Annotated in this window: 13 protein-coding genes and 1 pseudogene; 9 read left to right on the top strand and 5 right to left on the bottom strand. The window is 31.8% G+C overall.

The features are described 5' to 3' along the window. Nucleotides 1-1,023, bottom strand: a complete 1,023-nt coding sequence (mltG, locus tag ASC36_RS09130) for an endolytic transglycosylase MltG (protein WP_055426193.1) — start codon at nt 1,021-1,023, stop codon at nt 1-3. Between the two features lie 131 nt (nt 1,024-1,154). Here mltG and ASC36_RS09135 point away from each other — a divergent pair, with 131 nt between their 5' ends. Beyond that, nucleotides 1,155-1,877, top strand: coding sequence for a shikimate dehydrogenase family protein (locus ASC36_RS09135; protein WP_055426194.1), 723 nt, complete (start codon nt 1,155-1,157; stop codon nt 1,875-1,877). 9 nt (nt 1,878-1,886) lie between these two features. On the opposite strand, the gene ASC36_RS09140 is transcribed toward ASC36_RS09135, so the two are convergent. The 4 genes from ASC36_RS09140 to ASC36_RS09155 all read right to left on the bottom strand — a co-directional run bounded on the left by ASC36_RS09140 (nt 1,887) and on the right by ASC36_RS09155 (nt 7,565). Next, nucleotides 1,887-2,642, bottom strand: coding sequence for an SDR family NAD(P)-dependent oxidoreductase (locus ASC36_RS09140; RefSeq protein ID WP_055426195.1), 756 nt, complete (start codon nt 2,640-2,642; stop codon nt 1,887-1,889). 90 nt (nt 2,643-2,732) lie between these two features. Continuing rightward, a complete protein-coding gene (locus tag ASC36_RS09145; protein ID WP_141656251.1) occupies nt 2,733-3,392 on the bottom strand; it encodes a hypothetical protein in 660 nt (219 codons plus the stop codon). An 11-nt stretch (nt 3,393-3,403) separates the two neighbouring features. After that, a complete protein-coding gene (locus ASC36_RS09150; RefSeq protein ID WP_141656252.1) occupies nt 3,404-4,732 on the bottom strand; it encodes a DUF5689 domain-containing protein in 1,329 nt (442 codons plus the stop codon). A gap of 37 nt (nt 4,733-4,769) precedes the next feature. After that, nucleotides 4,770-7,565 carry a peptidase associated/transthyretin-like domain-containing protein gene (locus ASC36_RS09155; protein WP_055426198.1) on the bottom strand — a complete coding sequence of 932 codons (2,796 nt, stop codon included), beginning with the start codon at nt 7,563-7,565 and terminating at the stop codon, nt 4,770-4,772. Nucleotides 7,566-7,644: 79 nt separating this feature from the next. On the opposite strand from ASC36_RS09155, the gene ASC36_RS09160 reads away from it, so the two are divergent. The 8 genes and pseudogenes from ASC36_RS09160 to ASC36_RS10715 all read left to right on the top strand — a co-directional run. Then, nucleotides 7,645-8,838, top strand: coding sequence for an endonuclease/exonuclease/phosphatase family protein (locus ASC36_RS09160; protein ID WP_055426199.1), 1,194 nt, complete (start codon nt 7,645-7,647; stop codon nt 8,836-8,838). A gap of 282 nt (nt 8,839-9,120) precedes the next feature. Further along, entirely contained in the window at nt 9,121-13,308 is a 4,188-nt protein-coding gene (cas9, locus tag ASC36_RS09165; protein WP_055426200.1) for a type II CRISPR RNA-guided endonuclease Cas9, read from the top strand. Between the two features lie 8 nt (nt 13,309-13,316). Continuing rightward, a pseudogene (gene cas1 / locus ASC36_RS09170) lies at nt 13,317-14,209 on the top strand (type II CRISPR-associated endonuclease Cas1). Continuing rightward, the gene (gene cas2 / locus ASC36_RS09175; protein WP_055426201.1) at nt 14,206-14,544 is read left to right on the top strand and encodes a CRISPR-associated endonuclease Cas2; all 339 of its coding nucleotides are present in this window, start codon (nt 14,206-14,208) and stop codon (nt 14,542-14,544) included. Before cas1 ends, cas2 begins: the two are co-directional and overlap by 4 nt. 632 nt (nt 14,545-15,176) lie before the next feature. Further along, entirely contained in the window at nt 15,177-16,307 is a 1,131-nt protein-coding gene (gene tgt, locus ASC36_RS09180) for a tRNA guanosine(34) transglycosylase Tgt (protein ID WP_055426202.1), read from the top strand. Further along, a complete protein-coding gene (locus tag ASC36_RS09185; protein ID WP_055426203.1) occupies nt 16,304-17,404 on the top strand; it encodes an LptF/LptG family permease in 1,101 nt (366 codons plus the stop codon). The genes tgt and ASC36_RS09185 overlap by 4 nt, the downstream gene beginning before the upstream one ends. A 227-nt stretch (nt 17,405-17,631) precedes the next feature. Beyond that, entirely contained in the window at nt 17,632-18,294 is a 663-nt protein-coding gene (gene tsaB / locus ASC36_RS09195) for a tRNA (adenosine(37)-N6)-threonylcarbamoyltransferase complex dimerization subunit type 1 TsaB (protein ID WP_055426208.1), read from the top strand. A gap of 521 nt (nt 18,295-18,815) precedes the next feature. Continuing rightward, the coding region (locus ASC36_RS10715) for an MBG domain-containing protein (RefSeq protein ID WP_055426205.1) at nt 18,816-24,638 on the top strand (5,823 nt) is incomplete at its 3' end.

Raw genomic sequence — 24,638 nt, forward strand, 5'->3', positions numbered from 1 at the left:
TTATTTTATTTTGTGCGAGTTTAACCAATCTATGTATGCTCTGGCATTTTTCATATGTTCAACCGGATTAGACGTGAAGGCATGTCTGCCGGTATTTTTTATAGCACACATATAAAGATAATCTGTTTTAGCCGGATTTAACACGGCATCAACAACAAAGTCATTAGGAATGCAAATGGGTAAGGGAGGCAATCCTTTATTCTTATAGGTATTATACGGAGAATCAATTGATACATTTTTTACCCTCTTTACCTGAATCTTAAACCCATATATTTTTCTTTCTGCATACTGTACTGTAGGATCAGATTGTAATTTCATATCTTTTTTTAAACGATTAAGGTATAAGCCAGCAATTATAGGCAGTTCGTCCTTAATAACATATTCTCTTTGAATTATGGAAGCTAATGTGTAAACTTCTAAAACAGATAAACCTAATTGATCAGCTTCTGCTCTTCTTTTTTCATTCCAAAAACGATTATGAATTCTTTCAAATCTGGAAAATAATTTTTCCGGAGAAGTATTCCAATCCATATAATAAGTTTCCGGGGTAAAATATATTTTTAATTCTTCAACGTCTTTATATCCTTTCAATGATGCTTGTTTTTTAAAATAATTTATAAATTTTAAAGAATCATCCTCCAAATTTTTACCTAAATCGGAAGCTAATTCATAGATATCATCATACGATTTAATTCTTAGATGAACTTCATCTTGTTTCCCCAACAATAAACGTCTAATTAAATCTCTATTATTTTCTCCTAAATTTAATTTATATCTTCCTGCTTTTATTTTTTCAGGGTATTTTTCGGAATAAGCTACTTTATCAAAAGATTGACTGTCTTTTAGATAGGGAGCTATCAGCTTTTTTACTTGGTAATAGTCAGCTTGTGTAGGAATACATATATGCGCTTCCTGTATAATGTTAGAACTGTAATTTTTTTTGTAATAAGGAACAACTAATAAAATTAATCCTAACGAAAATAGTAAAAACAAAATTATTATGACAATAATTATTTTTCTCATATTCGATTATTTAATTTGGATAATATATTTCATAAGGATTAAATGCTGCAAAAATACGTATCTTTAATTTAATTTAAATAATATAAGTCTTTGTTTTTATATATTTGTTAGTAACTTCAAGTTAATTAAATATGGTATTAGGTTTATTAGGAAAAAATATTTCTTACTCTTTTTCCAAAAATTATTTTAATGAAAAATTCGACTTATTAGGTTTAAAAGATTATTCCTATAAAATATTTGACATTACTTCTAAAAACGATATATCAGAGATTTTTAACATGCCCGATTTGCTAGGCTTTAACGTTACTATTCCTTTTAAAAAAGATATAATTGATTTTTTAGATGAATTAAGTCCGGAAGCTGAAAAAATAGGAGCTGTTAATACAGTTAAAATTGATGGTACAAAAAGAATTGGTTATAATACCGATGCCATCGGCTTCAAAAATTCCTTAGTTCCTTTGCTAAAGCCTCATCACCAATCTGCTTTGATACTTGGTAATGGTGGAGCATTTAGGGCTGTCGCCTATATTTTACAACAGCTTTCCATTCCTTATATGGTCATTTCCAGAAACGGAATGAATACATACAGCTCATTAAATCAAGAAATAATTTCATCCCATAATTTAATTATAAATACTACACCGGTTGGAACTTTTCCTAATATAAATGATTGTCCTCCTATACCTGTACATTTTTTCAAGCCTCAACATTTAATTTATGATTTAATTTATAATCCCGAAGAAACTAAATTGCTAAAGTTGGGAAAAAAAGCAGGGTCACAAACTAAAAATGGGTTAGAAATGCTCCATTTGCAAGCAGATTTTGCCTGGAATATTTGGTATGAAAATCAATAAGTAAATAACCTATTTTCTGTTAAATAATGTTCCCGAAGCTTGTGCTTTAGGGAATATGGTGATATCCGCAATTTGTACATGGTCCGGTCTTGAAACAGCGTAATAAATAGCATCAGCTATATCTTCTGCAACTAATGGCTCAAAACCCTGATACACAGAATCTGCTCTTTTCTTGTCTCCTTTAAATCTAACTAATGAAAATTCCGTTTCAACCGCACCCGGTGCAATATTAGTTACCTTGATCCCTTGAGTTAATAAATCCATTCTCATTCCTTTACTAATTGCTTCTACGGCATGTTTAGTAGCACAATAAACAGCGCCTTTAGGATAGGTTTCTTTCCCTGCAATAGAACTTACGTTTATAATATGCCCTCCTTTATTAGCAACTAAAATAGGAACAATGGCTTTGGATACATATAAAAGTCCTTTAACATTGGAATCAATCATCGAATCAAAATCATCTATAGAGGAATCGAAAAAAGTATCCAATCCATGGGCATTCCCTGCACAATTCACTAAGACATTTATATCTTTCTTTTTATTATCCGATAAACTTTCAATAGTAGAAAAAACCGCCTCTCTATTTCCTACATCAAAATGAAGGGTTGTTATGTCTACTTTATTTTCCAATTCTTTTTTAATATCATCCAATCTATTTTTTCTTCTTCCACAAAGTACAAGATTAATTCCATTTTCAGCGAAGATTTTCGCTGTGGCTTTACCTATACCTGATGTTGCTCCTGTAATTAAAGCTGTTTTTTGCATATGATTAATTTTAATTATTTCATTTATTAAATATACAAAATTCTAATTAAAAAATAGCATATTAAAGGATATGTTGTGCCTAGTTTATCTTTATTTATAACTTGGGAAATTTTCAACCAGTTCTATATCATCAATTCTAAATCCTCGATCATTATTTGCTGCTTCACTAATAAATTCTAAGGTGGAAATTTCTTTAACTATTTTATCAGGGATTCGAATCATTACTCCCCTGTATTTGTTTTTATTGTTGAAGGCATTTAATTCAATATCAGGCATGGAAAGCTCTATCTCATTAAATTTTATTTTTAGCTTGTTTATATTGGAAATATCATCCGAATTATAAATATTTGCATTGAAATTATATCTCAATACTATGTTTTTTCGATTTCCTAAATGAATATTACTTATGATTAACGACGACTTTTTGTTTGCAGGAAACCATATGAAAAGCTCTTTTTTAGCGATTTCACTGGAACCGTTTAGCTTTCTTATATCAGCCAGTTCATATGGATCTGAATAAAAAGCTCCTTCTGCTTCTCCATCAAAATTAGCAGCAGCAGATATTTTAGGCCATGGACTTGAAATAATCATTCCCCCCTTAATTTTACTTACTTTGTTAAAAGTTTCTTTAAAAAAACCGCTTGGTGGTACCGGTGGTATTGAATAATCATCATTATTTACGCAAGAAATAAGAGACAGTTCAACTACCACTATTGTAATTAGTTGGAAAAATATATATTTTAACTTCATCACTATATTCATTAATCTTCCAATTGTATGTTATCTATCCTAATTCCTTTTTTATTTTTACTTGCTGATCCAAAAAATTCAATTTTTTGGGTACCATCGGGAATTGCTATTCGCACGGTATAAAAAGTATTTTTATTATTACTTACATCTAAAGCAATATGAGGAAGCTCTATTTCGATATCATTGCATTTCAATATTAAATCATCCACATATCCAATATCGAATGAATTAAATATACCTACATTGAGTTTAAAAGATAAGGTCATTTGTTTATGTCCGGACGTATTTATATGATCTATAAGTAACGATGCATTAGTTTTTGCCGGAAGCCATACTAAAGGATTGGGAAATGATACTCCTGAAGTTCTTATATCGGCTTTTCCGTAACGATCATTATAAGTAACCGGTTGAGAATTATCAAAGCCTATTGCATTATTAATTTTAGGCTTGGATGGCACATCAGAAACTTTATTAAAGGTTTCAATAAAAAAAGGTTGGGTTGTTGGAAAATCTTTGACGTCATCTATTGTTCTTATTATTAATCTATAGGTCTTATACATTCCATCATATCGAGTCATTATACCTCTCAATTTACCTTCACCATAAGGAATTTTATATCCCGAAAAAGACGCATAATTACTTACAGGAACCGCAAAATAATTGAGGTTCATAGTATTTATCTGATTGTCTGTACTTGAATGGTTTCTTACAAATGTTTTACCCGGCTCGTTAAATTCTACTCCGCTAATTTCAACCAAAGTACACAAATATTTTTCATTATTATTGATCTCTTTCACGGTTAATAATTTGCCGGATGCATTTGTTTTAATAACCAATTCTTCTTCATTTTTTTTGTCTTTACCCAACACAATATTTGAATTCATAATAGAGGGTGTTATTGGATCGACCACATATTTTTTCGGTTGTGTGGGAAGCAGACCTATCTGCACCATGCCATTTTGCTTTCCATAACATAAATTGTCCAGTTTAATATATATTTTAGATCCTAAGGGATAATCCGTGTATAAACTGGATTTATTGATGCTTAACATGATACCTTGAGATCCATCTTCAGTAACTACAAATAAATTTTTATATACATTTCCTGCATGATCAGAAGAAATCACATATCCTTCTAAAACCTCCCCATTGGAAAAGGCACGTGCTTCTACTCCATTTTTTCCTGTAAAAACGGGAGCTGTTTTTAAAAGATAGGGTATATCAAGCGTCGCACCTATTACTTGTCCTTGATTTACCGGAGGATCTTTATAGTCATCATCATGTACACAGGACATGAGAAACCATGAGGTAATAATAAATAACATAGTATTTTTAATCATATTTATTTTTAAAATTTATCATTTATCCTATTAATAATTAAAATTTTAATGAAACATTGATGAAATATGATCTGCCCCTATCGTAAAACAACATATTATCAAAAAGTGGATATGCCAACGATTTGTCATTTTCTAATTGTTCATAATTAGAGTTTCTTCCTTGTTCAAATGAACCGGTAACATAACCTCTTTCATTTAAAATATTATTTATCGAAGCATTCAGACTCAGTATATACTTACCCACTTTTATCGATTTGCCTATATTTGCGTTTACCATAAAAACATCTTGAAACTGCTTTTGTTTTAATACTGATTTTACATTTTTAGGAGTAATATCCTCATAAGGAAAAGCATCATCTTTCATTATAAAGTTTTGGGTTCTTGACAGTGAAGATACATTTGAATAAATATCTTGTAGAAAATTGCTGCTGATACCTGCCCACCAATATTGGGGCGAATAATATCTTATTGCTACAGTATATGCTTTTTGAGGAGTTCCGGTTATCTTATAGTTCTTCATGTAAGAAGATCCATAATCATGTATTCCGGGTGAATTATCACTAAGTATATATAAATTGGGATTATTTTTATAAGAATATTGTCCCAGGGAAGCTATCCCGGATAAGGTTATAGAAGGTGTTAGCTTCCAATCTAAACCTAGTTCACCTCCTAAAAATTCCTTTTCAGTTCCTGTTAAAACTTCTGAAACAAACGCATCTTGGCTTTCTTCCAAACTTACACCTTTAGCATAATAACGACTGATTTCTACAGCATTTTTTATTTTTGTATAATATCCTGTTATTCTGGCTTTCATAACAGGGGATTTTACAACATAGGTTAAATCGTTTGTATTTATTCTTTGGTTAGATAAAGTAGGAATTATATCGTTGTTCAATCGAGAATTTACAAAAATTTCATCTAATGTGGGTGAAGATTCAAAATAGGCTGAATTAAGGATCATAAAGTTTCTTCCATTAATCTTATAGATAATCCCTGTTCGTAGTCCCAACTCAATAAAATTTGCCTTGTCGGACCTTCCATACGAATTATTCGGATATAATCCATGTTTAAATTTCCCATCTCTATAAGCCTCATTCCATCCGAATAAAAACGATACTGCCACCTCCCACCGGTTTACAGTTAATCTAGAAGTAGCATTTCCTGTGAATTCTTGTCTAAACAGTTGGTAATCATATTCCGTTTTGTCTCCTTTCCTAGCTACACTTCCTGGTTTTAGGTAATTATAATCATTGGCTGATGAAATTGACCCATCTCCCTTTATAAATGAACTTTTATTTACTGCAAAATCAGCACCCAATAAATCATTTACCTCTCTATAATTGTTTGAAACTAAATTTTGATAATTAATATTGAAAAATAATTTCCAATTATCGTTCAAAAAAGTTTGTAAATGAGTGGCAGCGTTAAAGGTTTTATCCTTAATAATATCATCAACCAAAAAGTATGAAGCTCTTCTACCTAATTGTCCGCTATATGGATCTTGGTAGGTAGGAGCATGATTGTTGGCTTTATATAATTGGTCCCAGTTGAGTTGAGTTATAGCAAGGTCATTATTTTCCCAAGCATGAAGACTATGTTCATATTCAGATAAATTTCCTTGACTAAGCCAATAACTTGGTAAATTTTTATAATAAGTAGGTGAAGGACTATCTGCTTCATATCTGTTTAAGCGAGAGCTTTTATTATATCCAAACTGATAAGAAGCAGTAGTGGTCACCTTGGATTGATCACTTAAATTCCAATAATGGGTAAACATAACTATCGGCTCAAAAATCCTTTTTACTCTTTCGTTTCTTTTCTCCCTATCTTGCCAACCCCAATATGAATTATAATTTTTTCCTCTCAAGTCGTATACTTCTTGTGTATTGGGGCTCATTCCGGTTCTTCTTGCAGGAGATCCGAATGTAGTTAAATTCAGTTTGTGCTTATCATTAATTTTTTTTTCTATTGATGTAAAATAGGCATATGAATCGTTATAGGTTCCATCAATTACTCCCTCTTCCATCCATCTTCTGGAACCCGAAAAAGTAAATGCCCAACCTGAAGGAAGCATTCCGGAGGAGTATGTGGTCATAACTCTGTGTTGGTACGTACGATTGGAAAAAGAATAGGTAAACTGGAACCCTTTCCTGTAAGAAGAAGAACGAGTATCATAATAAGTGGTTCCTCCCAGGTTGCTAAAAGAATAATTAGAAATGTTGTTATTTTCTGCTAATTCGTAAGGATAACGCACTACGTTGTTTAAGCCGCCCCAATTCCCAAAATCAGGTTTACCTGTACGATTTTTGGACATCGGGATTCCATTAAACATAATATTTGCATAACTGTTATCAATTCCCCTTACTTTGAACCAGTAAGAGCCTAATTCGAATGAAGCTGTTTTAGAAAACACATCTTGGGAAGATTGTAATAAACTAATTCCTGACTGTAGTAGAGAGCTCTCATCATCCGATGAAAAATCATCTTCTGTTAGAGTTATGATACCTTCGTCTTCTTGGGACGGATTGTATTCTAATTTAATGTTACCTAAATCTTTTTTCAACTCCCCAGGAGAGACTTTTATCGTAAGAGTCATCGGTACATAGCCTACTCTATTAATGATTATTAGATAGGTTCCGGCAGCCACATCTTTAAATTGAAAATATCCTACTCGATCGGATACAGACTGTATCGTGCCCTCTTCTCCTAAGCTTACGACAGTCTGGTCTAAGGGCTTATCCTGTTCTCCTTTGAGATAGCCGTAAATCATAGATTGCGCAAATAGTACCTGATTTACAAAAAGTGCCCAATATAATAACTTAAATTTCATCATCTTTCGGTAATTTCAAGAAGCTTTTTGAAACAAATGTAATTATTTCTTTTTAGTTTTGTTAATATAAAAAAACGAATATATGCGTATATTTTTAAAAAATAACTTGGTTTTTATTTTTTTATTGTTGATTATAACTCAAATTAAAGCACAAATACAATATAAATCAGCAACTATCATGTTTTATAATGTAGAAAACCTTTATGACACGATACAATCTGCAGATCTTATAAACGGCACCTTACTTCCTAATGACCCAAAGTATCAAATAAGTGTACCCGAAAATGAAGCTTTAAAATCTGGATATGAAGTATATCGGGGGGAATTATCCTTCACTAAACTAAAAGGAAAAAAGGTGATCAGAAAACATATCCTAACAGATGAATTCCATTATAAGGGAACGAAGCGTTGGGATTCAAAAAAATATACGGAAAAAATTAACCATATCAGTCGGGTTATATCAGAAACAGGAAAATCTGAAACCCAATCTATGCCGGTAATTATCGGTTTATGTGAAATAGAAAATGAGCAGGTATTGCTAGATCTGTGCGAAGCCATCAAAAAAAAAGGTGACAATTATGGATTTATTCATCTTAACTCATTTGATGCCAGAGGAATAGACGTAGGCTTATTATATAACAAGATGAGATTTATTCCCCTAAATCGACAGAGGCTTTTTATTGACTTGCCCAGAGAGGATGGTTATAAAAATTATACGCGCGATATACTATTGGTCGAAGGTCTGTTAGACGGTGAAAAAATGTTTTTTTTGGTTAATCATTGGCCTTCCCGACGAGGAGGTGAACAAAAGAGTCTTCCGAACAGATTGGCAGCGGCAAACGTATTAAAGCAAGCAATGGACAGCCTTATAAACATTAATCCTATGGCAAAAATAGTGGCTATGGGTGATTTTAATGATGACAGTAACAGTCCCAGCATTAAAAAGGGGTTAAATACTATATCTAAAAAAGAAAAGGTAACAGCAGGTACTTATTATAATCCCGCTGAAAATTTATTTAAGAAAGGGTTAGGAACTATTGCCTATCAAGATTCATTTAGCTTTTTTGATCAACAAATTATCTCTCCCGGACTAATTACTGACAAAGAAGGTTATCACTTTTATAAAATGAACGTGTTTGCTCCGCCTTATTTAGTTACTCAAGAGGGATTGTGGAAAGGCTACCCCTTTCGATCTTTTTCTAATGACAATTATACCGGCGGATATAGCGATCATTTTCCGGTTTATACTATACTTATTAAAAAAATTAATAAGTAATTATACTCTAATAATAAAATATCGTGATTAATTGCGCTTCATTAATATTGAAATACTACCAAATATATTAGTATAAAATTATTAAAATAAAAAAGCGAGAAAATTCCCGCCTTTAATGTTGTTCACAACGGAATAATCCTTATTGTGAATTGCCTTCAAATTTTATTTGTTACAAATTTAAAGAAAAGAAAACAATAATTCATCATAAATATTCATTTTTTTTATTTCTAATTAATTTATACATTTATTCTTTTATATAATTACTAAAACCAAATAGATCATATGTCTTTTAAGAAAATTCTAGGCCTGGACGTAGGAGTTGCTTCGATTGGCTGGGCTGTTGTCCGCGAAAATGAAGAAAACCCTAATTTCAATACTATTACCAAATTAGGCGTGAGAGTAGTTCCTATAACGAGCGATGAAAAATTAAATTTTGAAAAAGGAAAGTCTATAACCTCTAATGCAGAAAGAACCCTAGCAAGAAGTTCTAGAAGAAATCTTCAACGGTTTAGGTTGAGAAGAAAAAACTTGATCGCTATATTACTACAAAACCAAATTATTACTCCTACCACTCCTCTGACAGAAAAAGGCAAATTTACCACCTTCGAAACCTTAAAAATCCGAGCAAAAGCGACTAAAGAAAAAATAGAGCTAGAAGAATTGGCTAGGGTTTTACTTCATATTAATAAAAAGAGAGGATATAAAAGCAGCCGTAAAGTAAAAAATTCAGAAGATGGCAAGGCGATAGATGGAATGGAGGCCGCTAAGATATTATACGAAAACAAGTTAACTCCCGGGCAATATACTTACCAACTTTTAGAAAAGGGTAGTAATAAAATTCCTGATTTTTACTGTTCTGATTTGCAAATAGAATGGGAAGTAATATGGAATTTCCAAAAACAATTTTATCCCAATTTATTGACTGAAGATTTCAAGAAAGAACTGAAAGGAATAGGACAAAGGGCAACCGCAGCTTTATTTTTAAAAAAATATGGTATTTATACAGCCTTAAATAAAGGAAAAAGAGAAGAAAAAAAGCTCCAAGCCTATAAGTGGAGAAGTAAATCCGTTTCGGAAAAAATTCCCGTAGAAGAATTGGCCTATGTTATAGCTGAAATAAACAGCCATATTACTAACTCGAGCGGATATTTGGGAACAATCAGTGATCGTAGTAAAGAACTGTATTTTAACCAACAAACTATAGGTGAAAATCTTTATGCTCAAGTAGCTAAAAATACTCATGCGAAGTTAAAAAACCAGGTATTTCTACGTCAAGATTATTCCGCAGAATTTGAACAAATATGGGAAACTCAGGCGAAATTTCACCCTCAATTAACCCCTGAGCTAAAAAAAAAGATTCGTGATTCCATCATTTTCTACCAACGTAAACTTCGCTCTCAGAAAAGATTGATTAGTATTTGTGAATTTGAAAACCGGGAAATTGAAATTATTAAAAACGGAAAAAAGAAAAAGAAAAAAATTGGTTTAAAGGCTGCTCCTAAGTCTTCTCCCCTATTTCAAGAATTTAAGATATGGCAGGTACTTAACAATATTGTTATCAAACAAGAAGGAAAAGATCGACTGCTTACTTGGGAAGAAAAAGAATTGTTATTTACAGAACTGAATATAAAAGGCAATATATCCGGACAAAAAGCATTAGCCTTATTAAAATTATCCCCTAAAGATACCAAAATAAATGTTACCATATTGGAGGGAAATCACACCCAGGAACAGCTTTACCGAGTTTACTTGAGAATTTTGGGAATGGAAGGATATGATGTTTTTGATCTTTTAAAAATACCGGAAAATCAAGATGAAATAAAACCGGCAGATAGTAAAATCTCTGCTGCAGAAATAAAAGAAACGGTAAAATCTGTCTTTAAAACTTGCTCCATTTCCCCTTCTATTTTAGATTTTGACCCACTTCTTCCAAACCCGGAATTTGAAAATCAAAGCTCATATCAACTCTGGCATTTATTGTATTCCTACGAAGGAGACAGTTCGCCCTCCGGTAATGAAAAGCTCTTGGAACTGTTAAAAAATAAATTTGGATTTAAAAAGGAACACGCGTTACTATTAGCTTCAATCTCATATACTTATATATACGGAAACCTGAGCAGTAAGGCTATGCGAAAAATATATCCGTACAGTAAAGAAAATACCTATAGTGAGGCTTGTATGTTGGCAGGGTACAGACATTCTAAAAATGCCTTACCCCGTGAGGAATTGGTTAAGTACCAATTAAAAGATCGACTGGAAATCTTACCTAAAAATTCCTTGCGAAATCCTGTTGTGGAGAAAGTACTAAACCAACTGATTAATCTTGTAAATTCATTAATGGATGAATATGGAGCCTTTGATGAAATACGCCTTGAGATGGCAAGAGAACTCAAAAAAAATGCGAAAGAACGGGAAAAATGGTCAAAAAATATTGCAGACGCTACATCCCGGAACCAAAAACATGCAGAAATACTGAAAAAAGATTTTAAAATCTCTAATCCATCTAAGAACGATTTGATTCGCTACCGATTGTATTTAGAATTGAAAGCAAATGGCTATAATGATTTATATACCAATACATATATAGATATAAATTATCTCTTTACCCATAGATACGACATAGACCATATCATTCCGCAATCCAAAGTTTTGGATGACAGCTTTTCCAATAAAGTTTTAGTTCCCCGACAGGCAAACCTTGAAAAAAGTAATTTAACTGCCTTTGATTATATATCCCACCAAGGAAAAGAAAAAGAAGAACACTATCTGAATGTGATTACAGAATTATATAAGAGAGGTTCTATCTCCGAAACAAAATATAAAAATTTACAAAAAAAAGGAAATGAGATAGGAGAAGGATTTATAAACAGAGATTTAAAGAATACTCAATATATTGTCAGAAAAGCTCGGGAAATACTTTCTTTAATTACTCCCAATGTGGTTACCACTACCGGGGAAATTACCGCCAAATTGCGTAAAGATTGGAATTTAATCAATAGTATGAAAGAATTGAATATGGATAAGTTCCGTAACGCCAGACTCACGGAATTGGTTGAAAATTCCAGAGGAGAGAAAAAAGAGATTATTATCGACTGGAACAAACGGAATGATCAGCGTCATCATGCCATAGATGCCTTAGTCGTTGCTTTCACAACCCGTAATCATGTTCAATATTTAAACTATATGAACGCACGGGAAGATGAATCACATAAACAACATTCACATATTCTTTCCATTGAAAAGAAAATTAAATACGATAAATTCCATGAAAATGGTTCCCGACAATCCCGGTTTATCTATCCGACCTCTAATTTTCGAGAGGAAGCCAAAAAGAAATTAAAAGAAATTTTGGTTTCTTATAAAACTAAAAATAAGGTGGTAACTGTTAATATAAATAAACCTAAAAAGAAAGGAGGATATTCACCCAAGCATGAACTCACTCCAAGGGGACCCTTGCATAAAGAAACCATATATGGTATGATAAGAATTTTACACACCAAAGAAATAAAAGTTTCTTCTAAACTCAATTTTGAAACTGTTGTAAGGATACAAAACCCAAGGTACAGAAATGCTTTATTAGAGCGATTGAAGGATAATTTCAATGACCCTAAAAAAGCTTTTTCGGGTACAAATTCGTTAACCAAAAATCCTGTTTTTTTGACTGCTAATTCTACTGAGACAGTACCTGAAAAAGTAACCATACAATGGTTTGAAAAGGTTTATACGATAAGAAAACCTATAAATCCCACTAATTTTAAAAATGAAAAAAATATAGAAAAAGTGCTGGACCCCACCATCCGGACTCTTTTAAAAAAACGATTACAAGAATACAATGGAAATGCTAAAGAAGCCTTTTCAGATTTGGAGAAGAACCCAATCTGGTTAAATCAAGAAAAAGGCATTTGCATCAAAACGGTAACTATAACCGGGATTAGCAATGTAGAATCTCTTCATACTAAGAAAGACCATTTCGGAAAGGAGCTTTTAGATATAAACGGCAATCCTATTCCGGTAGATTTTGTAAGTACAGGAAATAATCATCATGTGGCTATATATGAGGATTCAGAAGGAAATTTACAGGAAAAGGTGGTCAGTTTTTACGAAGCTGTCGAAAGAGTTAATCAAGGACTTCCCGTAATTGACACGTTATATAATTTGGATTTAGGTTGGAAGTTTCTTTTTACCATGAAGCAAAACGAAATGTTTTTATTTCCTGCAGATGATTTTGACCCGAATGATATAGATATATATGATGAGAAAAATTTAATCTTGATTTCCAAACATCTATTTCGAGTCCAAAAATTATCTTCTAAAGATTACTGTTTTAGGCATCATTTGGAAACCAGTATTAATTTCAACGATCCTGCCTTGAAAGGGATAACCTGGAGAAGAGAAAGCCCTAACGGACTTAGAAATCTAGTTAAGGTTCGTCTAAACCATTTAGGGAAAATCGTTCATATAGGAGAATAGCAAAAATTATGATAACCCGCTCTGTTTACATTGGAACCCCGTCTTATCTCAAACTTAAGGACGAACAAGTATACATTACAGAACCTTCAACCGGTAAGACCAAAGGAAAAATCCCGATTGAAGATTTAGGCTTATTAATGCTGGACCATTTTCAAATTACCATTTTCCATCAACTCATACAAAAGATGATGGGAAATCATGTGGTAATAATCAGTTGCGATGCACTTCATCTTCCTCACGGAATCATGCTTCCTCTGTATGGTCATACAGAATACTCCGAACGCATTAAAAATCAGATAAACATCAGTGTACGACTAAAAATCAGCTTTGGAAGCAAACGGTGGAAAATAAAATAAAAAATCAAAAAGAAGTACTTAAAATGTTGGGAAAATATTTTGAACCCATGCAAGAATATCTTGAAAATGTTTAAAGTGGTGATCCATCTAATAGAGAAGGAATTGCTGCTCAACATTATTGGAAACACCTAATGGGTTCCGATTTTATGAGAAAACGTATGGGGAATTTTCCCAATCCATTTTTTAATTTTGGATATGCCGTTTTACGAAGCATTATTGCCCGTTCATTGGTGGAAACCGGTTTACTTCCAGTGTTGGGCATATTTCATAAAAACAAATATAATCCGTATTGTTTGGCAGATGATATCATGGAGCCCTATCGCCCTTTTGTCGATTTAATGGTGGTAAGATGGCTGGAAAAAAATCATAATGCTGATGAATTAACCAGAGAATTTAAAGCCTATATGCTTACTATTGCAACGATCGATTTAAATATTAATGAAAAAATAAGACCTTTACTTGTAGCAGTAAAAATAACTACAAGCTCACTTTATAAGTGTTTCACGGGAGAAAAACGTTTGATAAGCTATCCTAAATTAGTATGATATCCGAACGGTATAATGCTTATAGAGTTATGTGGATCTTGGTTTTATATGATTTACCGACTGAAACTAAAGAAAATATTCGAGAGGCAGCTATTTTTAGAAAACGTTTATTGGATAATGGGTTTTCATTACTTCAATTTTCAATGTATATAAGACAATGTCCTAGCCGAGAAAATGCAGATGTACATATAAAAAGAGTTAAATCTATCCTTCCTCAAGCAGGTAAAGTAGCTATTATGTGTATAACCGATAAACAATTTGGAGATATTGAAATATTTTTTTCCAGAAATAAAGAAAATCCTCCTTCTCCCTACCAACAACTTGAGTTATTCTAATTTATACATCTCTAAACAAACAAAAAACCCATTGATAATCAACGGGTTAAATATTGAGGCTGTGATGTATCACTACAACTAAAAAAATTTGAAAGCAATTCACAACGATATTACTTCTGTGTTAGCAGAAGGTAACGCTGTGATGTATCACAAAAATAAAAAAATTTGAAAGCAATTCACAACAATATGAACAAAGAAAGTATTATAATGTTCGCTGAAATATATTGCAAAAATAATAAAATTCGAAAATAATTCATAATGCATCAGGAAAAATTTTTAATAAAGCATGTTGTTATGTATCATTACAACTAATAAAACTTGAAAGCAATTCACAACACTAAGTATACTTCTTGGTAATAAATTAAAGTTGTGAATTATCACTAAAATAATATATTTAAAAAGCATTCAATCTTAATATTATACCGAATACTAAAGATAAAAATGATTTCAATTTTGCAAATATATAAAAATTATTTTTTTTATCTAATAACATAATAAGTACACTCTTTTTATACATCAAAACAAAAGAAAAAAAACAGAAAAACAACTAAAAATTAGCGCTTTATATATATAAGTGTTAAAATCATCTTATTTTGGAATAATATTTTAAATCAGTTTATATATTTGCATTTATGTTTTTTAGTAGTAACATTAAGGATAAAAATTCTAAAGCAAGGGCCGGTATTTTGCAAACTGATCATGGTAAAATAGAAACTCCTATTTTTATGCCGGTTGGAACGGTAGGGTCTGTAAAATCAGTTCATCAGAGAGAATTAAAAGAGGATATTAATGCTCAGATAATTTTAGGAAATACCTATCATCTATATCTTAGACCTGGAACAGATATTTTATATAAAGCTGGCGGATTACATAAATTTATCAATTGGAATCGTCCTGTTCTTACAGATAGTGGCGGTTATCAGGTTTTTTCTCTTTCACAAACTAGAAAAATTCAAGAAGAAGGGGTAAAGTTTAAATCTCACATTGACGGGTCATACCATTTTTTTACGCCAGAAAAATCTATGGAAATTCAACGTTTTATTGGGGGAGATATCTTTATGGCTTTTGATGAATGTACTCCTTATCCTTGTGATTATTCGTATGCTAAAAATTCGTTAACGATTACACATCAATGGCTGAAACGTTGTGTGAAATGGTGTGATGAAAATCCGGAGTTTTATAACTACAAACAGCACTTATTCCCTATTGTACAAGGAAGCACATTTGACGACTTACGTAAATTTTCTGCAGAATTTATTTCTTCTGTCCATGCTGATGGTAATGCGATCGGTGGACTAAGTGTTGGTGAACCGGAAGAAGAAATGTACCGAATTACCGATTTGGTAACCGATATTTTACCTCTTGATAAACCACGGTATTTAATGGGTGTAGGTACCCCCTGGAATATTCTGGAATCTATTTCTTTGGGTATTGATATGATGGATTGTGTAATGCCTACTCGGAATGCGAGAAACGGAATGCTATTTACTTGGGATGGCGTCATTAATATAAAAAATAAAAAATGGGCCGATGATTTTTCTGAATTGGATACTAAGGGAACTGCTTTTGTTGATCATGATTACTCCAAAGCGTATTTAAGGCATTTGTTTTCTGCTAATGAATTTTTAGGAAAACAAATTGCTTCTGTTCATAATCTTGCTTTTTATTTGGACTTGGTTAAAACTGCCCGAAAACATATTATAGAGGGTGATTTTACAAGTTGGAAAAAATCTGTAATTCCGCAGCTAAGAAATAGATTATGATCACTATTTTGGATCGATATATTATTCGAAACTTTCTGGGGACCCTGTTTTTCATGCTGCTGCTGTTAATTGCTGTATTTGTCATCATCGACATACAAAGTCATTATCAGGAATTCAGCGAAAACGGATTTTCCGTGTTGGATACGCTGAAATTGTACTATCCGTTTTATGTCATATGGGCGGTGAATGTCTTTGCTTCCATACTGGTTTTTATTTCAGTAATTTATTTTACTTCTCGAATGGCAAACAATACGGAAATTGTTGCCATTACCAGCGCAGGAACAAGCTTCTTCAGATTTTCACGACCTTATTTTATAGTCGGATTCATGATTGCTTTAGGTTCTTTTATGACCAATCATTTCCTACTTCCTTGGGCAAATATCAAAAAGAATGAATTTAATGTAAAAATTCTTACCGGAAACAAAAAAGATGCTTATATGGCCAATCAAAATATATCTGCACAAATTTCTCCTTCAGAATATATTTTTGTAAACAGCTATAACCGGCAAATGAAAAGAGGTACCGGATTTTTATATCAGAAATTTAATGAAAACAGGATATTACTTCATGAATTACGTTCTGCTGAAATATATTGGTCAGAAGAAGACAATACCTATGTCTTAGGCAATTATTATGAAAAGAAAATGTCTTCCAACGGGAACATATCATCATTAAATAACGGACGTATTTTAAAAAAACATTTTAACTTTACACCTGATGAATTATTACCTGAAGCCTTCGTAGCAGAAACTATGAATACTCCCGAATTAAAAAAATTTATAAATAAAGAAAAGTTAAGAGGAGCTAATAATGTAAACATTTACCTCAATGAGCTTCATCAAAGAACCAGTTCTTCAATAGCTGTAATCATCCTTACTTTTCTTGCCTTATCTCTTTCATCAATCAAAAAAAGAGGAGGATTAGGAATTAACTTAGCTATAGGAATATCCTGTGCTTTTTTATACATATTTTCTTTTCAAGCCTTACAAGTATTTTCTTCCAAAGGAATTTTACCTCCTTGGTTTGCCGTATGGCTTCCTAATATAATTTTCGGTATAATAACTTTAATTCTTTATGTAAAACGTGCGTATGCATAAAAATAATATTTAATTCTATTATGGAGAAAAAAAAAATTGTTAATTTTATAGCATGTATAATTGGTGTCTATTTAATAATCCGTTCATTTTTCTGGTATACCCGTTCTCAAGGTGATCCTTCTCAAAATAAATTTTTTGCTATAATTTATTTTTGTATTGGAATATTAGCAATAATCATTCAGTTAATCGTAAATTATATTAAGAAAAAGAAATAAATTGCAATGGCAATCAACATTCTTCATATAGAAACTTCTTCAAAAAACTGTTCGGTAGCGATTGGAACAGAGGGTAAAATAAATTCTTATTGTGAAGAAATATACCAAGATTATAAACATAGCGAAAATCTTCATTTATTTATACAATGGGCTCTTGAAGGTGCAAAGCTTACGCTTTCGGATATTCATGCCGTATCTGTAGGAAAGGGGCCTGGATCTTATACGGGTTTACGAATAGGAGTAGCTGCAGCCAAAGGATTTTGTTTTGGAAATGATATCCCGCTAATCTCCGTAAATTCTTTGTATATCTTAGCCTTTCCCTATTTCAATTCAGAATATGATTATATTATTCCGGTAATGGATGCAAGAAGGATGGAAATTTACACCTCAGTTTTAGATAAAAAAGGGGAATATCTTGTAGAAACTCACGCACATATTTTAAATGAAAAATCTTTTGAACAACTAAATAATAAAAAAATATTATTTGTAGGGGATGCCGTTGAAAAAACAGAAAATTTCTTGAAAGGAATTTCTTTTCATATGGAAAAAGCTACCTTTGTTAATGCTTATCCACAATCAAAAAATATGATTGACATCTCCTATAAAAAATTTCAAAACACTATTTTTGAAGATGTCGCTTATTTCGATCCTTTTTATTTAAAAAATTGGAAATAAATTTCTTAAGTTTAATATTTTTATCTTACACGTAACTTACCTTATAATTTTTACAAGTAAATATTATTGAAAAGATTTACATTATACTAAAACTGTTTAATATCTGTTGGTAAAAGACTTTAATTGGTTTTACTTATTTTTATAATACTATTAAAATTATTTTTTTTATAAAATTATTTCTATAAAATGCCAACTATTATTTTAATTCACACATATTCTACCAGAATCTAATAGTAATTATTTATATAATTATAATTAAATTAATGATTAAATAGATTATTTTATATGAAATTTTCAATTAACATCTTAATAATAATATAAAAATATTTGTATTTTTACAAAATTGTGAGTGTGTAATCAGCTTTAGTTTATGTCATTTAAATAGTTTTTTATTGTGCTCTATGATATTTGTTCATCCATTGCTATTTAAATATTCTTTATTAACTATAAACCTAATTATATTACCTCATTCACATGGATAATTTAATTGATTATATAATTTTTTGATCAATAGTTGATATATGAAACATTTATACTTTGTTCTTATTTTATTGCAAACTATAGGCATTGGATCCCTTTGCTCACAAGAGAAAAATCCAATACTTACAGAACCTTATGAAACACTTAATGACAGAACCTATCAGCACCTAATTATGTATGGACAAAGTTTGTCCACCGGTGCCCAGTCTTATCCCGCTTTATCCACTGAAAGCATAGAGGGTAATTATATGATAGGAGATCAGGTCTGGATTAAGCAGGGAAATACCAATTTCACAGAATTTAATCCGCTCAAAGCTTCTACTGCCATTATGTACCAAAATTACCCAAAAAACAGGGCGTCCATCACTTTGGCGGAAACTCCTTTGGTTGGGTTAGTGAATCATTTACAATTAAAACAGCCCAAAGCAAGGATTAAATACCTGGCTTCTTCCGACGGAGAAAATGGAAAAAGTATTGAAGCTTTATCTAAAGAAGGATATTTTAGCACCAACTACTATAAAGAACATTTTTTAAAATCTATTGAATCTGCTGCCGGAATTGCAAGATCAAACGGTTATAAAATGGTTACTCCGGCTATTTTCTGGCTGCAGGGAGAATATAATTACTTTACCATTCATGATGATAATACTAAGGGGGCAACACTTGACAAATTTGGATACAAAAAGCTGTTAGTTGATTTAAAAAATGATATGCAGAAAGATATCATGAATACTTACGGCCAAACTAAGAAACCTGTTTTTATTACCTACCAAGTAGGATCACTGCGTAAAGATGACAATCTCAACATTGGACTTGCACAATTAGAGTTATCTAATACCTATGATGATATTATTAATGCCGGTCCCATCTATCACTTGCCCCATAGAGGAATCCATATGGATGCCAATGGATACAGATGGTACGGTGAAATGTTGGCGAAAGTATATTATAAAACCCAAGTGTTAGGTGAAGACTTTAAACCCTTACAACCTAAACAAATTTATCGTATTTCATCTAAGTCTATAGGTGTCGTATTTCATGTACCCCAACCGCCTCTTGTATTTGATACAAATTTAGTACAAGCTCTTCCCAATTATGGGTTTAAATTAAAGAATAATGGAGTATTACAAAATATTTCTGATGTAAAAATCGATTCAAATAATAATACGGTTATAATAAGTTGCGATAACGATATTATCGGAAATGTAGAGGTAATATACGGACAGCAAGATATATATCTTAATGGTAAATTATTGATAAAAGCCGGAAATCTAAGGGATAGTGATAATTATCCTGCCTTTTTTACTTATGTTGATTTAGATGCTAAAAAGGATGGAGAATATATTTATCCAAGAGAAAAATCAGAAACTACCTTAAGACCCGACAATGAACCTAAAGATAAAGACGGAAGCTTTTTACATGGTAAGCCTTATCCATTATATAATTTTAGTGTAGCTTTCAGTTATACACTTGATGCAAATAGAACCTCTGTTTTTATGCCTAGTTTTAGTCCTAAACAAGATATTTTATACGTTAAAAAAGGCAGTAACGGAGACGGGAGTTCTTGGGCAAATGCATTAGGTGAATTAGCAGATGCATTAAAGATTGCCGGAGAACAAAATTTAGGAAATAATATATTTGTTAAGCAAATTTGGGTTTCCCAAGGAACTTATTCTCCTTTATATGTTGCGGGAGATGGAGGAAATCAGGTAAATGATCGTTCTTTTGTATTACCGAAAAATGTTGAAATTTATGGCGGTTTTTCAGGAACTGAAACTTCTGTAAATCAAAGAGATTGGAAAAATAATGTTACTACGTTGCTGGGGGATAATGTTTATCACGTTGTTATTTCATCCGGAGATGTTGGAAAAACTATTCTAGACGGCTTTACTATTAAAGGGGGGAACGCAAGTCTTCGTAGCGATAATTGCTTAAGAGCTTTTAAAGCTCCGTGTCACATAATTGTAAATAATAGTTGGATCTATACCGGATACGGTGGAGGAATATATCTTTCCAATTCATCGCCAAAATTAAAAAATTTGATTGTTTCGGAAAATAATGCCGTGGATGCCGGAGGGGGTATACTAATTGATGTATCCAACTCTTTTTTAAGCAATATTACTATTACCGATAATAAATTGATCAGTGATAAAGCCATAGGGGGGGGCGGTATTTATACCTATAAATCATCTCCTGTTTTACTTGATGTTTCTATAGTTAACAACAAAATAGAAACATTCAATAATAATGCTGTTGGTGCCGGAATATTTAATAAAGAATCAAAACAACCTACACTGACTAACGTGATCATTTCAGACAACAGTATCATTAATTTTAAATATAGATATTTGGTAGGCAAAGGTGGGGGTATTTACAATAAAAACTCGAGTCTGCTTTTAACTAATTCGTTAATCACTAGAAACAAGTCCGGCGAAGGAGGGGGGATTTATATTGATGAATCAGAAAAATCTGTATTTACTAACCTAACTATTTCCGATAACGAAGTTTCAAATAATAAAGGTAGTGGTCTTTATTGTAACAACGCTAACCCTACTATTAACAATAGTATTATTTGGGGCAATAAGCCCAATACATCCAATAATGATTTAAATAATGCTCCTATTTTTAACTACAGTTTAGTTGAGTATAATACTTCCACCAATAACAATAATATAAACGGCCAAACTGATCCTTTATTCGAGGAAGGTTATAAACTAAACCCCAATAGTCCTGTAATAAACAAAGGTAACAATGATTATATAACCAGAATCAATAAAGATTTAGCCAACAACCCTCGAGTAGTTAAAAATACCATTGATTTAGGTGCTTATGAATATCAAAATGAAGTCTCTTGCGTTAGTTTAAGTAATATATTAATCAATGATACGGAAGTAACGTATGATGGAACACCTAAAGAAATTATTTTAAACAATCTACCCGATCATATAACCAAAGAAATTAAATATAGAGGTATTGAAAATACCTCCTTTGAAGAGAGCTCTCAAGCTCCTACTGATGCAGGAACTTATTTGGCGATCGTTAATTTAAAAGATAATTCTATATCTTCTGATTGCGAAATAACTCTTACGGCAAATTTGATTATTAATAAAGCTAATACCGAAATAGTTTCAGACGACTTATTTATTTATACATATGATGGAAAAGGCAAAAAAGTAAGTGCTTCCATTAATCATACCGCTTCTTCAATTACATATGAACCTCAACAAGAATATGTAAATGCCGGGGGATACACCATTACAGCAAAATCTGCTGAAACACAAAATTATCTTTCTGCAAAAAAAGATATTATATTGGTTATAAACAAAACTAATTATACCGGAATATCTCTACCTGAAAAAACAACCACTTATGATGGATCTGAAAAAAATATTGAGGTTATGGGTTCACTTCCTGAAGGAACTGAAGTAGTTTATGAATACGAAGGAATTAATACAACTTCCTATCCTAAACAGAAAAACAAGCCTGTAAATGCAGGAACCTATCTTGTTACGGCAACACTAAATAATCCAAACTATAATACTTTATCCTTACGTAATAATTTAATTATTAAAAAGGCAGAATTTACCGGTATTGAACTTAAGGAAAAAATAACTACTTACAATACTGAAAAACATGGCAATGCTATAACTGTACTAGATAAACTCCCAGATAATACTGAGGTAAAATATGAATACGAAGGAATTAATAACACTTCTTATCCGAAAAATACTGAAGAACCGATTAATTCTGGCATATATCAAGTTACAGCTACAGTTACCAATAGTAATTACAACACACTGATTCTGACTAATAACCTTATCATTAACAAAGCAGAAGCAATTATCTCCGCTGAAGATACACAAACATTCACTTATGATGGTTCTGTAAAAAATATATCCGCAACACTTAATCATTCGGAAAAACAACTTCAATATTTCCCTCAAGAAGGATATATAAATGCAGGAGATTATGAAATAACAATAAAAGCACCTGAATCGGATAATTACAAGGAAGCAATTAAGAAGGTTTTGCTAAAAATAAAAAGAGCAAAAACTGTAATTACTGCCGAAACTATACAAAAATATATCTATGATGGATCTGAAAAATATATTATTGCCTCTATTAATCATAAGGAAGCTTCCCTTAATTTTGAACCTCAAAAAGGCTACACTAATGCCGGAGAATATTCAATAAAATTAAAAACGGAAGAAACCAATAATTATGAAGCAGCCTCGAAAGATGTAAAATTAGTTATTGAAAAAGCCCAATCTATTATTTCTGCTGAAGATATTCAAACCTTTATCTACGATGGAACAGTAAAAAATATATCAGCAACTTTAAATCACAAAGAAACAGAACTTACCTTTAGTCCACAAAGAGGATATACGGATGTTGGTTCCTATGACATTACTATACATGTTCCTTCGTCGCATAATTATGAATCTGACTCAAAAACAGTTAAGCTAATTATCAATAAAGCTAAGGCCATGATAACTGCTGATAACATACAAACCTTTACTTACGACGGCTCAGTAAAAAATATAGTAGCAAAATTAAATCATAACGAAGCTGTTCTTACCTTTAGTCCACAAAGAGGATATACGGATGCCGGTTCTTATGAAATTACCGTAAGCGCACCTTCTACTCCTAATTATGAAGCGGTTTCTAAAACTATTAATTTAAAAATTAATAAAGCGGTTTCTTACCCCTCTACAATTAAGTTTGAAAGCAAAAGCTTTACTTATGACGGTAAAATTCACGGTATATATGTAGAAGGTTACCCGGAAGGAACACAAATTAATTATGAAAATAATGATAAAATTAATAGTGGCACGTATACTGTAACCGCAACATTAATACATAACAATTATAAAGATATCCAATTAAAATCCCAATTAATAATTAATAAAGCACCGGCTATTATTTCAGCTGAAGATATACAAACATTTACTTATGACGGTTCTGTAAAAAATGTGACAGCAGCCCTAAATCATAATGAGGTTTCCCTATCCTATTTCCCTCAACAGGGATATAGTAATGCGGGTGAATATATAGTTACCATTCATGCTGATGAATCCAATAATTACAAGCAGTCTTCCAAACAAATTGTTTTAAAAATTGAAAAAGCAAACGCTGAAATTGCTGCTGAGGATGTACAAATTGTTACTTACGATGGAACTTTAAAAAATGTATTGGCAGCACTTAATCATAATGAAACTGAATTAACCTATACCCCTCAAAAAGGGTATAAGGATGCTGGAGAATATACTATTACTATAGCTGCTAAAACTACTGATAACTATAATTCAACATCTAAATCTGTAATTTTAAAAATTGAAAAAGCAGAGGCCTACATTTTTGCGGATGATACCCAAATATTTACTTATGATGGTTCGGTGAAAAATGTGAAGGCTACTTTAAATCATAATGAAACCAATTTAACTTATAGCCCTCAACAGGGATATACTGAAGTTGGATCCTATTTAATCACAGCCAGTGCTCCTGAAACTAACAATTATAAGAAAGCATCCAAAGAGATCAAATTGAAAATTGATGTACCTAATTCATTCCCTGCCTCTGTACTAATGGAAAATAAATCCTTCATTTATGATGGCAATCCTCATAGTTTGATGGTTACAGGTTTACCGGAATCTACCCAAGTTACTTATGAGAACAATGGCCATATTAACGCTGGTTCTTATTTAGTTACAGCTAAATTAAAGCACCCTAATTATGGCTATGCAGAACTTACGGCTACCCTTACCATCAATAAAGCTAAGGCAATTATCTCCGCTGAAGATATACAAACTTTTACTTATGATGGTTCGGTGAAAAATGTGAAAGCTACCTTAAATCATAATGAA

The organism is Apibacter mensalis, assembly GCF_001418685.1.
Lineage (GTDB): Bacteria > Bacteroidota > Bacteroidia > Flavobacteriales > Weeksellaceae > Apibacter > Apibacter mensalis.

Excerpts from the sequence above, each read along its gene's own strand:
- mltG (WP_055426193.1), bottom strand. The coding sequence starts at position 1,023 with ATGAGAAAAATAATTATTGTCATAATAATTTTGTTTTTACTATTTTCG.
- ASC36_RS09135 (WP_055426194.1), top strand. The coding sequence starts at position 1,155 with ATGGTATTAGGTTTATTAGGAAAAAATATTTCTTACTCTTTTTCCAAA.
- ASC36_RS09140 (WP_055426195.1), bottom strand. The coding sequence starts at position 2,642 with ATGCAAAAAACAGCTTTAATTACAGGAGCAACATCAGGTATAGGTAAA.
- ASC36_RS09145 (WP_141656251.1), bottom strand. The coding sequence starts at position 3,392 with ATGAAGTTAAAATATATATTTTTCCAACTAATTACAATAGTGGTAGTT.
- ASC36_RS09150 (WP_141656252.1), bottom strand. The coding sequence starts at position 4,732 with ATGATTAAAAATACTATGTTATTTATTATTACCTCATGGTTTCTCATG.
- ASC36_RS09155 (WP_055426198.1), bottom strand. The coding sequence starts at position 7,565 with ATGATGAAATTTAAGTTATTATATTGGGCACTTTTTGTAAATCAGGTA.
- ASC36_RS09160 (WP_055426199.1), top strand. The coding sequence starts at position 7,645 with ATGCGTATATTTTTAAAAAATAACTTGGTTTTTATTTTTTTATTGTTG.
- cas9 (WP_055426200.1), top strand. The coding sequence starts at position 9,121 with ATGTCTTTTAAGAAAATTCTAGGCCTGGACGTAGGAGTTGCTTCGATT.
- cas2 (WP_055426201.1), top strand. The coding sequence starts at position 14,206 with ATGATATCCGAACGGTATAATGCTTATAGAGTTATGTGGATCTTGGTT.
- tgt (WP_055426202.1), top strand. The coding sequence starts at position 15,177 with ATGTTTTTTAGTAGTAACATTAAGGATAAAAATTCTAAAGCAAGGGCC.
- ASC36_RS09185 (WP_055426203.1), top strand. The coding sequence starts at position 16,304 with ATGATCACTATTTTGGATCGATATATTATTCGAAACTTTCTGGGGACC.